Annotated in this window: 9 protein-coding genes; 1 reads left to right on the forward strand and 8 read right to left on the reverse strand. The window is 44.0% G+C overall.

The window, feature by feature from the left end:
• The 6 genes from AB4405_RS15480 to AB4405_RS15505 all read right to left on the reverse strand — a co-directional run.
• Nucleotides 1–3,005, reverse strand: a 3,005-nt coding sequence (locus AB4405_RS15480; RefSeq protein ID WP_372061693.1) for a VCBS domain-containing protein, incomplete at its 3' end; no start/stop codon positions are given.
• A gap of 295 nt (nucleotides 3,006–3,300) precedes the next feature.
• Nucleotides 3,301–3,786, reverse strand: a complete 486-nt coding sequence (locus tag AB4405_RS15485; RefSeq protein ID WP_372061694.1) for an Lrp/AsnC family transcriptional regulator — start codon at nucleotides 3,784–3,786, stop codon at nucleotides 3,301–3,303.
• Between the two features lie 171 nt (nucleotides 3,787–3,957).
• Entirely contained in the window at nucleotides 3,958–4,191 is a 234-nt protein-coding gene (locus AB4405_RS15490) for a hypothetical protein (protein ID WP_102470330.1), read from the reverse strand.
• A gap of 294 nt (nucleotides 4,192–4,485) precedes the next feature.
• Entirely contained in the window at nucleotides 4,486–7,542 is a 3,057-nt protein-coding gene (locus AB4405_RS15495; RefSeq protein ID WP_372061696.1) for an efflux RND transporter permease subunit, read from the reverse strand.
• A complete protein-coding gene (locus AB4405_RS15500) occupies nucleotides 7,542–8,603 on the reverse strand; it encodes an efflux RND transporter periplasmic adaptor subunit (RefSeq protein ID WP_372061698.1) in 1,062 nt (353 codons plus the stop codon). The genes AB4405_RS15495 and AB4405_RS15500 overlap by 1 nt, the downstream gene beginning before the upstream one ends.
• On the reverse strand, nucleotides 8,603–9,676 hold the full coding sequence (locus tag AB4405_RS15505; RefSeq protein WP_372061699.1) for an efflux RND transporter periplasmic adaptor subunit: 1,074 nt from the start codon (nucleotides 9,674–9,676) through the stop codon (nucleotides 8,603–8,605). Before AB4405_RS15505 ends, AB4405_RS15500 begins: the two co-directional genes overlap by 1 nt.
• A gap of 242 nt (nucleotides 9,677–9,918) precedes the next feature.
• On the opposite strand from AB4405_RS15505, the gene AB4405_RS15510 reads away from it, so the two are divergent.
• Nucleotides 9,919–10,638, forward strand: a complete 720-nt coding sequence (locus AB4405_RS15510) for a TetR/AcrR family transcriptional regulator (protein ID WP_372061700.1) — start codon at nucleotides 9,919–9,921, stop codon at nucleotides 10,636–10,638.
• A gap of 105 nt (nucleotides 10,639–10,743) precedes the next feature.
• On the opposite strand, the gene AB4405_RS15515 is transcribed toward AB4405_RS15510, so the two are convergent.
• Both AB4405_RS15515 and AB4405_RS15520 read right to left on the reverse strand, forming a co-directional pair.
• Nucleotides 10,744–11,607 (reverse strand): helix-turn-helix domain-containing protein, encoded by an 864-nt coding sequence (locus AB4405_RS15515; protein ID WP_372061701.1) that lies wholly within the window; start codon nucleotides 11,605–11,607, stop codon nucleotides 10,744–10,746.
• A 30-nt stretch (nucleotides 11,608–11,637) separates the two neighbouring features.
• Entirely contained in the window at nucleotides 11,638–12,459 is an 822-nt protein-coding gene (locus tag AB4405_RS15520; protein WP_372061702.1) for a GNAT family N-acetyltransferase, read from the reverse strand.
• Nucleotides 12,460–12,473 lie beyond the last annotated feature (14 nt).

A 12,473-nucleotide genomic window follows, 5' to 3' on the forward strand; every position in this document is an offset into this window, starting at 1 on the left:
TCGTCTTGGTCAACGTCACTGATATCCACTTTCGCGCCCACTGTCAGGTCGCCTGTAAGGTCATCAATGTCGTCGGTATTATCTTCGGTTACTTGACCTGATGAGGTACCTGAAATAACAGGGAGATCATTGCTGCCTGTTATTGTGATAACGACCTCTTCTGTCGTTATCGCACCTTTGTCATCGGTGACACTAACGGTGTAAACAATGTCTTGCGTTGCTCCATCTTGAAGGCTTTGGGTTGCATCAGAAGTATCATCTAACGTGAATGTCCAGTCTCCTGAAATGGGATCTATGACAAAGTCACCATAATCACTATCACCACTAAAACCGAAACTTGCTATGGAATCAGCATCTACGTCGGTAGAAATCACTGTCCCTGTTACTGTTGCCGCGCCAGGAACATTATCACCAGATTCAGTCACCGCACCGGACAAATCACTCATTGAATCGATTACGGGTACATCATTGGTTCCCGAAATAGTAATAGTGACAACTTCGCTATTCACGGCACCAAATTCATCCGTCACATTGACCGTATAGCTAATGTCTTTAGTCTGCCCTTCCTCCAGAGCTTGCGTGTGAGCTGATTCATTATCTAACGTAAACGTCCAATCACCATTACTCAGAACTTCCAACTCACCGTAATCACTCACGCCGTCATCGATAGAGAATAACAATTGAGCGTCTGCGTCGACATCATCACCAAGCAGCGTCCCTGTCGCAGTAGGAATACCTGCGACTATGGTTCCATCATCTAGATGGCCACTTTCGGAAACAGCGCCAGTTAAATCGCTCTCACTCGTAATAAAAGGTTGGTCGTTTGTCCCTGTAATAGTGATGGTAATAGTGTCAGTACTTACCGCTCCAAATTCATCACGAATCGTGACAATAAAACCTTGTTCGTGAGTTTCGCCTTCTTTTAAAGCTTGGGATTGGGGAGAGGTATTGTCGAGAGTGAACGTCCATTCTCCATCTGCTGTGACATTCATTGACCCGTAGTCACTTGCGCCGTCTTCGATGAAAAATGTAAGGTTGGCATTGGCGTCAACATCGGAGCCGATTAATGTACCAGACGCAGCAGGAGTACCATCAACTAACGTCCCATCATCTAAATTTCCCGCCTCAACAACATCTCCTTGAAGATCGCTCGTTGACAAAATTTGTGGTTGGTCATTGGTACCTGTAATCGTAATCGTGACCGGTTGAATAATAAACGAACCATTGTCATCTTCTGCTTTGACGTTGTATACAACCGTAACTTCTTCTCCTTCTCGGAGTTCCTGCGTCACGGCAGAATCATTATCTAAATTGAACGTCCAAGCACCATTTTCGGGATTTACATTAAATTCACCATAGCCACTATCACCTTCAAAGGAGAAAGTAAGGTCACTATCTGAATCAGTTGCACGAATAATACCAGCCGCATTATCTTCTCCTGGCACTAGGGTTCCATCGTCAAGAACACCTGCTTCACTCACAGTGCCCGTTGTTCCTCTTGGGTCTACAATAACAGGACTATCATTGGTTCCAGTGATACTAATGGATATCACTTCACTACTTGTCGCACCAAATTCGTCTGTCACCGTCACGGTAAAGTCTAATTGCTTAATTTCACCTTCCGTGAGCGCTTGAGTCGCGTTGGATTCATTATCTAGCGTAAATGTCCATTTACCATCATCATCAAACGTAAGTTCACCAAAGTCAGTTGATCCATCAACTACCTCATAACTCAATGCCGCATCAGCGTCGACATCTGTTGCTACAAGGGTTCCTGTAGCAACAGAGTCATCACCAATGCCATCACCAGCTTCGGTAACCGTACCGCTCGTATCGCCACTCGCGCCAAATGTTGGTGCATCATTTGTCCCTTGAATGGTAATAGGAAGTGTCTGGGTAACTTGAGCGCCCTTATCATCCGTTACAGTAACAGTAAAACTTGTCTCAATCGTTTCACCTTCCTTTAACGCTTGGGTCGCGGGTGCATCGTTATCTAACGTAAATACCCATTCTCCTGTTATTTCATCGACAGCAATCGTTCCATAGTCACTTGTCGCATCCTGAACACCGAATATTAAGCTAGCATCCGTATCATTATCGGTTGCTTCTATTTTGCCACTTGCCGTGGCCACCCCACTAACCGCTGAGCCATCATCTAAGCTTCCTGCTTCAACAAGTTGTCCAGAACCAACCTCAATGATTTCGGGGATATCATTGATAGGATTGATGCTAACCAACACACCACCAGTTTGTACGGAGTTATCAGCGCCTTGCCCATCATCAACCGTATATGAGATTTGACCAGCATCATCGCCTAAGGTGTATTCTTCAGGCGCATCAAATTGCAAGCTCTCAAACTCCGACTTCGACAACACCTGTCCGATAGTCACTGGCGTGCCGTCAGCAAGTGTTAGGGTTCCTAGTTTAGGAAGCTCGGTAATTGTGAGTATTAACGTGTCGTTGTTCGGATCAGAAGGGAATGAAAGGTTTAACTCACCGTCCAGAGATTCCTCATCAAAGCTACGGCTATCAAACACGGTAACAGGTGCGGAGTTAGTTAATACATTCAGCAGGGTTTGGGATTGTGTTGGGGTAAGGTTGTCTCGAGCAAGGCCTTTAGTTTCGAAAAAGGTAGCAGCCAATACTTGATCATGTGTGACTTCTATGGTCGCCGCATTGGTAATACTTGAGCTTAAGTTTTCGCCAGCCGCCGCCGCTTTTTCTTCATTTTGGGTTGGATCTTGTCCCGCTTCGATCTGAGCAATGATGTCCGCGGCACTTTGTTCATCAGACTGGCTAAATTGAGCTGACTGGATAATTTGGCCGTTTTCACCAATGATATCAACACCAACAAGGTCATTGGTCGACTGGCCGTCAATGACAGAAAGAACGACATCTCCTTCCTGAAGCGCCATACCTTCAGCTAACACCTTAAGCTGACCTTTTTTATCAAGAACTAACGTACCCGTAATACTTGCCAGCCCCAAAAATACTGCAAAACCCATAGCGCGCTCCTTTACACCCAAGACTGTCGATACATATCTATAGAATAATCAATAACAAAACAGCAAATTGCCTACGTATAACTGCATACACAATAGTATAGGTAGGCTAACTAACATTTCGACTTTATATAACACTAAATACCAGATTTAATTACAAATATATATCAGAGAGTTGTATTATTTTCTATGATTCTCAGAAACGAAAAACACAGTCTCTAAAACAAGACTTAAAAAAGAAGGGAGTATCAGCGTTTGTTAATTATTTTAGCTTTAGGGAAGCGAGAACGGGTTATACCTACAGTGTATCTAACAACTCGGCATTGACGCCAAAACCTGTCTTATGCTCTTCAATCACCACTTCACTACGAGTTTGGATAACACCGGGTAGGGTACCCAATTTAGTGGACATAAATGATTGGTATGACTTCATGTCTTTGGTGCGTACTTTAATCATGGTGTCAAAGTCACCCGAAAGAGAATAACATTCCTCAATTTCTGGCATTAGGTCTACGGCTTTGGCAAATTTTTCAAAAATGGAGAAGCTCGTTTGGTCGAGTCTGATATGGATAAACACTTGAACATCTAAGCCCAACTTTTCTGGATTTAGTTCTGCATGATAACCAAGAATGAACCCATCTTTTTCTAGACGTTTCACTCGATCGGAGCAAGGAGAAGTGGTGAGGTTAACTTGTTTGGCCAACTCTACAATCGGCATTCGACCTTTACGACTTAAGATTCGCAGTATTTCTAGGTCAATTTTATCTAATGCAGTTACAGCCACTATAATATCTCGAACAAATATTGTTATTCGATTGTAAGGTAAATGTACGCATTGTAAAAACGTTATCGATCACACTCTGCGACTAATCTTACTTCGCTGATCATATTTTCAGCCAAGCACAAAAGTCGCTAAGTATGATTGAGCTTATATCTAAGGTAAGTAAATTTACTCTTAAGCAAGATTGGCTTGTTGAGTTAACACAGGTTTAGCCTCAACTTGATTCTCTTGATTGCATACACGGCAAATAATGTGACGTTCCATTTTGTAGTAACCACTGCCACTGACTAATTGAGACATCAGCTGTTGAAAGCTTTGTAGTATCGATGTGCTTTCATTTGGGCTGCGCTTCATCACCGCTTTGTGTGCTGTTTTCTTCTTGCACGCCGCACAGTAGTTAGTTGGCATTTTGCTATTCTCCTAGTGGTCTGATCATTTGCTGACCATATTGTGTTCAAGGTTGAGTCGATTAGAAAACGATCATTGCAGAAAATGTGGATTACATTCCAAATCTATGTCATTTATTTGCGAATTTTTGATCAAGATGTCGAAACTTACTTACAAATTTATCGATATATCGAATTGCGACCACAAATTAGTCGCAATTCTCATTCATTCCTAGAAAAGATCCTATCTAGATAAAAAACGTCTAACACAAAAAAAGCCCACGAGAATCGTGGGCTTGAGCAAGTCAATCAAACACTATTTTGCCGGTTTAATCCTAAAGAAAATTGCAAATAATACCGGTACCACAATCAGTGTTAGTACAGTAGCGAATCCAAGCCCAGCCATAATCGTAACGGCCATTGAGCCAAAGAACGCATCAAACACCAATGGGATCATACCCAATATGGTCGTCAAGGCCGCCATGCTGACAGGACGAACACGACTCACGGCACTATCAACAATGGCAAGGTATGGATCTTTACCCGTGCCTAATTCCAGGTTGATCTGATCCATGAGTACAATGCCATTCTTCAAGATCATGCCACTTAAGCTCAACAAACCCAACAAGGCAGTAAAGCTAAATGGCATACCGGAAAGCAACAATCCAAAGGCTACACCGATAATCGACAACGGTACCGTAAGCCAAATCACTAATGGTTTTTTAAACGAGTTAAACAACAGCATTGTGATGATAAACATCAACAAATAACCCATTGGCAATGACTTAAACATGCTTTCTTGCGCATCTTTAGACGATTCGTATTCCCCACCCCATTCTAATGAATAGCCCTCTGGCAGAGCAATCGCTTCAACCTGTGGTTGGATACGAGCAAATAAGGTCGCTGCCGTTTCATTACCCAATACATCATGATCGGCAAGAACCGTCAATGTACGCTTTCTATCACGACGTTGGATCAAAGGCTCGCTCCAATCCAATGTGACATCATCAACCACTTGTTCAACAGGCACATAGGTCTGAAGCATCGGGCTCCATATTGATATGTTTTGCAGCGACGAGTAGTCCACTCGCTCCTCTTCGGTTAAACGCGTGACAATCGGTAGTCGCTGAGTTCCATCACGAAACACACCTATTGCATTGCCACCAAAGGCGAGTTGCAACGTATTCGATAAATCTTCTTTTGAAATCCCGAGTCGACGAGCTTTTGATTCATTAAATTGTGGCACCAGCTCCTTGGTACGTTCTCGCCAATCATGGCGGATATTGCGAGCACCTGAATCAGCGAGCAAGATATCTTCAACCTGAACGGCCACGTCTCTCAATATCTGTGGATCCGGCCCGATTATTCGCGCTTCAATCTTAGAGGCTGGCGAAGGTCCAAACTCCATCAAACGTAACTGGAATGACGGCGCAGCAAATTCATGCGATAGCGTATTATCAAGCTTGTGTAACAACGCAAACATATCGTCGCGGCTCGTCGCTCGGACCTGAAGTTGTGCATAAGCTTCATAACTTTTTTCCGGCTGATACGTCAGCATGAATCGTTGCAAGCCCTGACCGACCGATGTAGACACAAAGTCAACGTCGTCTTGAGCGCTAATGTACGCTTCCACTTTTTCAGTCTGCTTTAGCGTTTGACGAATGTCTGTACCTTCAGGCATCCACATATCAACAAAGAACATCGGAGTGTTAGAAGCTGGGAAAAATGATTGTTTTACCATGCCAAATGCCATAATTGCAGCAATGAGCATCGCGACCATACCCGCTACCGTTAGCCAGCGCAGTTTAAGAGCAAGCTCCAACGACCAGCGGAAACTGGTAAACAAGAAGCCTTTATAAGGGTCCTCTATTTCAGTCTTAGCGGTCGGCTCCTCTTCTTTCAACATTAAGTCTGCAAGAAACGGCGTCAATGTTAATGCGGTTATCCAGCTTAAGAACAGCGAGAAGCACAACACCCAAAACAATGAACCCATAAATTCACCGGTGGCGTCTTGGGATAGCCCGATAGGCGCAAACGCGGTAATGGCAATCACTGTCGCACCCAATAACGGCCATTGTGTTTGTTTCGCAATTGCCTTCGCTGCTTCGGTTTTTGTTTTGCCTTGTTTTAGACCAACCAATATCCCTTCAACGACAACAATCGCGTTATCCACCAGCATACCTAGGGCAATAATCAACGCGCCAAGGGAGATCCGATGGAGTTCTATATTGTTGATACTCATTAAGATAAAAGTACCAAGTACCGTTAATAATAAAACGATGCCGATGATCAGACCGCTACGCACGCCCATTGCAAACAACAACACAACGATAACGATCGCCACCGCTTGTGCTAAGCTAACCACAAAGTCTTTTACCGACTTATCGACTTCCGCCGATTGATTATAGAAATAATCAAGATTGACGCCCGCAGGTTTAATATTCTCCAATTCAGCAAGCTTTGCATCAAGTACATTCCCAACATCTACAACATTGACCCCGGATGTAAATGAAATCGCCAGATTAATAGCTGGTTTGCCATTAAAAGTGATGACATTCGATGGCTTTTCTTGGATACCTTTTGAAATCGTTGCAACGTCTTTTAATCGAATGAGATTACCGGTATCACGACCATGGATAATTAAATTCTCCAGCGATTCGACAGAGTTAAGGTTACCGTTAGGACGAATCGCTAGGTTGTCACCATTAATCATGATCTCACCAGCAGACTGAACACTGTTTTGCTGATTCAGTAGACCGGCGACAGTATTCATATCCAGATTGAGTGCCGATAATCGGTTAAGAGATAACTCAACAAACAGCATCTCTTGCTGATCACCCGCAATCGCGACCTTACCGACGCCATCAACCAACTCAATCTCACGGCTTAAGTAATCGGCATAACGTTTGAGTTCGACATAATCATACCCATCACCGGTCAACATGATCATCACGCCAAACACATCACCAAAATCATCAATGATTTGTACAGAGTTCACACCGCTTGGCAAACTCGGCTTCAAATCATTAATTTTTCGACGCATTTCATCCCAAATCTGTGGCAATTCGTCTGGACCATAATCCATACGCATACTGACCGTAATCTGCGACATTCCATCCGATGACGTTGACTTGATATTGTCGATATAAGGCAGCTGTCTGATCTGCTTTTCCAGTGGATACGTGAGCTCTTCTTCTACTTCTGTCGAGGTCGCACCTGGATAAGTCGAAATAACCATGGCATCTTTAATCGTAAATGCAGGGTCTTCGAGGCGCCCTAAATCCATAAACGATATAATGCCGCCAGCGGTCAAAATGACGATAAAAAGCCAGCTAATCACACGATTTTTAATTGAATATTCCGTCAGACTCATTACTCTTCATTCCCCTTGAGCGCAACGAACTCGCCATCTCGAAGCTTTCTTAAACTTGAATTTATCAACACGTCACCTTCAGTAACCCCTTGGTCAACAATGACACCAAAACTATTAATTTGGTCAACATGCACTAAGGTTTTGATGGCTTTCCCATCGATGTATTTCCAAACATAAAATTCAGCTGGCGACGTACCAGGCTCTAAGACTGTCATCGGTAATTGGTACCCTTGAATTGAACTCAAGCCAGCAGCAACCATATCAACGTGCACTGCCACACTCGTCCCTGGTAAAATACTTTGTTTAGGCTGTGGCATTTGCAACCATAATTCATAAGCGCGAGAGGTAGCATCGGGTTCACTAGAATGCTCTAGGTATTGCATAGTTAACCCCTGATCTCTACCTGGGAAAAAGGCCAGCGGTTGATAATTGTTGCTCTGTGTATCCGGTGTCATCGACGCCAAAATATAATCTGACAAGCTGATTTTTACGTAGACTTTGTCCGCTTGGTATATTGAAGCAATGGTTTCAGCTGGGCTGGTGTTCTCAAATCGCTCTTTCACGACATCGGCTACAACGCCTGTAAAGGGGGCACGCAAGCTCGTGTATTGAATCTGATGTTGCATATTTTGGTAGCGCGCCTTCGCCAACTGTTTATTAGACGTCAACTCATCCAGTTCAGAGCTCGAGATCATGTCCTTGGCAAACAATTCAGCTCCACGACGTAGCTGTTTGGTCGCTAATTCAAATTGTGCTTGAGCATCTCGGTACTGTTGCTGTAATTTTCTGTCATCTAGTTTTGCAATCACCTGACCTTTCTTAACTGACTGACCGGGCTTTACAAGAAGATGAGCGATCTCGCCACTAATGCGAAAAGCAAGATCGGTTTGCTCCGCCGTTACCACTTGACCACGAAATTCACGAAATTGTTTTGATACCGGTTGAGTGACGTCAAATGACTCAACGGTCATCTTGGCGGCACTGCGCATCGCCACATCTGAATTACAGCCTTGCAAACCAATCAACGCTAGGGTGAATGTCATGAAAAATAACGTCTTCATTAGATGCCACCTTCACGAGTCCACAACTTAACTTGTTGTCCCTCAATTAGATTTCTTGCACCGGCCACCACGACTTGGTCGCCATGTTGAAGGCCCGCCGTAATTTCACCTTGCTCATTGAGCATCAATTTAATTTGATGCACCTCTTGAGTTGACGGCTCAAATCGCCACACTTGGCCTTCGCCATCTTGTTGGTTTATCCATGCACTTAATGGCAGAGAAATAGTGCGATCGGTTGTTTCACGTTGAATGTAAACCTGCCCAGACATTCCAGACAATATATTGATATTATCTGGTTTTTTTATTGATACTGAGGCCGTATAACTGTTCGTGTCGAGATCTGGCTGCATCGCTATTTCACGAAATGTCGCTTCAATTTGTTGGTTTCGGTGGCTGTCTAAGGTGACAAAAAATAGCTGTTCTTTAAGCTCAGCAAATGTCATGGATTTCACAACAGGAACCGGAATCGAAAAGGTCACATCCAATTCATTGCTGCTAATTAGATTCAATATCGGTTGTTTCTCGCCAACGACTTCGTACGCCTTGTGATAGGTCATTGAAATCACGCCATCAAACGGGGCAATAATTTGGGTATACCCTAGGTCTGATTTTGCTTGCTCCAACGCCGCTTCAGCAGCCTTATATTGCGTTTCTTGACGATCAAACATATCTGCGCTGATGAGCTTTTTCTTAAACAATTGCTGAGCGCGAGTAAGCTGAGAGTCTGCCAAATCAAATTCCGCCTGGCGAGCATCCAATGCCACTTGATAGTCGGTCGGATCTAGCGTCGCAAGGATTTCTCCCGCCTGTACCGACTCACCCATCTTAACGTCTATTGATGCTACCTGGCCCCCTACCTGAAACGATAGTTGCGCTCGATCGGTTGCATCGACTTGCGCCAAATAATTATTGATTGGCGCAAAATTTAACGCCGGAACCTCAATCACCTTAACGGGCTTGATCACCGGTTCATGAACTTCTGACTGAGCTGGATGGCATCCCGACAGGCTGATGGCAGCCAGAGCAGGAAAAACAATCACAGCACTTCGTTTGAATAGACGATAAGTGTTCATAGTATTTATCTCTGATATTGTAATTATACTTTACAGTTGTGCAGTATATGTATAATTTACACAAGATCAATAGTTACTGCACATGTGTATAGTATAATTTTTTGTCTGATTCAGAGCTGTTTTGGTTATATACCCACAAACCTCTATAAAGCATTCTTGATGAGTCATTGATGTACGCCTTGTCGATTGATAGGCACATGCAGTACCCTATATAGGCGTATCAAAATTAAAGAAGGTATCGAGTGGAGAAGAAAAAAGGTCGCCGCAGCGCTACTGCAGCAGAAGAGACAAAAACCATCATATTGACCGCCGCCGCAGACATGTTCTGTGAGCTTGGCTATGAACGGGTGTCAATTCGCAATATCAGTGAAAAAGCGGGCGTATCGCACAGTTTGATCCGTCATCACTTTGGTAGCAAAGATAAAATTTGGTATTGCATCAGTGACCATTTGCACGCGTACATGCAAAAGTACATCTTACATTTGCTCGGTGAGCTTCCAGAATCAACGCCTGCCAATATCAAGCTGTATCGATTTGCCGTTGAGATGCTCGCGCACGTCATCGTCATTCGACAGCCCATCCAACTCATTGCCGATGCGATGCGCCAAGAGAACGAATTCTTTGATTATTTTATCGATAGTCACGGTGAGATTGAATGTATCGTTCAGCAACTTGTCGACGAATACAATACGGCGCACCCCACTACAGCACTGAACATGCAGGAACTGAAATGGCAGATGATGCTATTTGCGCATGGTGCTGCCTGTATGCTGCCAATGTTAAAGGCAACCTGGTCAAAAGACGGTCTTGATACCGACGCTTGCCTCGTCAAACACTGGTCGCTATTTGAGCAACAGATTGCGTGCCGATTTAACATCGAATCATCGGACCGATTAACGCCCACAAAACTAGACGATATCGTGCATAAAGTAGAGTGTGGCTGGGAAGAAGCACCGTTGTAATCGATGGTATTCATGTCTCTAGCGAAGATTAATGGCGCTCGAGAGTATTAATCTATCTAGAGAATAATAGTGAACCTAAAGGACAGTAATAGACACCAAGCGTACTTATCGGGATAACGCCTCCACGCTACCATAGATATCAATAGTAAAATCACGTTGTTGGATATAGTGATTGGGCGTCAACCCAATGTGTTTTTTAAGGTATCGAATAAGGTGTGGCTGATCACTAAATCCAAATTGATACGCTACCGTCACCCAATCTATATCGGCGCTCTCTCGCTCATAAAGATACGCAAGCATCAACTCAAGCTTGTTCATCGCTTGGAACTGCTTCAGCGTCAATCCAACGACTTTACTAAAACTTCGCTCTAACGTTCTCTGAGAACAGTGAAGCTGCGTGCCTAAGCTTGAAATTGGCATCGTAGCCAACAGAGGTAGTGCTCGTCTTGTGAGCTCACTATGCTGATCTTCCCGTACTGTATCCAACCAGGGTAACAACACATTCGCTAAACGATAGCAGCATTGATCAACATCCGTTCTAGCCAACTCGATCAATGACGACTCTTCCTTTTGTTCAAGGCCGATTAACGCTGCCATTTCAACAGGCGTAACAGAATCCAAAATAGGCTCAGTACCACCAATGTTTAAGCCATACAACGCGCCAACGTTAAACTTGATGCCTAAGTGTGAAAAAGGCTTTGAGTGATCAAGTTGGTAGGTTCGACAATGAGGAAACAACCAATGGCTGCCGCAACCGCTTAAAGGCTCCGAATCCCAATCTTGTGGCACGATATCATGTGCATATTGATAACGCTGAGATGGAGGCGATAGGATTAGATGTCCAGAAGGATCAGGGTTCAGTTTAGGGTATGATGATGTGGTCGAGCCCATTGGCTTTTCTATGAACCAAAAGCATTCTACATACCGAGCGACGACCTCATTTGTGGGCCGCTTTAGCCAGTGGATCATCCCATTCTCCTTGAGTTATATCTCTTGGGGCTATTCAACGGCGAAAGTAAACTGTACAAGGCGGTTCAATGCACGTAGTCCAGCGTTCTCAATCGCTTTTTGAGCACCGATATTGTTTGATTCCGTAGAACACATTGCCGTCAAGCCTTGTTGTTTAGCGGTTTCGATTAAGGCTAATAATACGCCGGTAGCAATCCCTTTACCACGCTCGTCTGGCGCAACAATCATCCCCAAATCTGCGTAATGTGTTTGGTAATCATCAAACAAACGACACTCGCCCGTTGCGAATATTTGCCCGTCAACCCAGTAACCCCAAAGTTCTTGGCGGTCAATTAAGTTACCATAATAGCCTGTTAACCATTCCTCAGGCGCCCCGATACTTTGCACCGAAAATGCCACATACTCCGAGAGTTGCTCTTTAGTCGCAAGCTGAAGAGGAAGGGGGTCTGCGCTGGTCAATAACGCGAAATTACTATGTTGGTACATTTTTGCGTTCACTGTAAAACCCGATGAATTATCTAGGCAAAGAGATTGATAACGAGGCTCGGCAGTACTCACAAATGCGCCTTTGACATCCCCAATGACGGCACTGTTACCTTGCGCAACAAGCGAGAACAACTCTTCAGCCTTAATACCAGACGCTGGTGATAAGTAAAACTGCAACATGTAACTATCACTATTAATCACACAAAAGCCAACCAACGAGCCGTCTTCATAAAATCCAAAATGGTCGGACATTGGTACAAAGCCAAAATGCCACATACCATCTAATGGTGCCGTTGATGAAGCAAAATATTCCGCTTTGAATTCCTTCAATGCCGCTACAGAGTCGATTTTTTTTATGTCTAACATGATGATGTCCATTA

This window comes from Vibrio sp. 10N.261.51.F12 (assembly GCF_041471725.1).
In the GTDB taxonomy this organism is placed as follows: Bacteria; Pseudomonadota; Gammaproteobacteria; order Enterobacterales; family Vibrionaceae; genus Vibrio.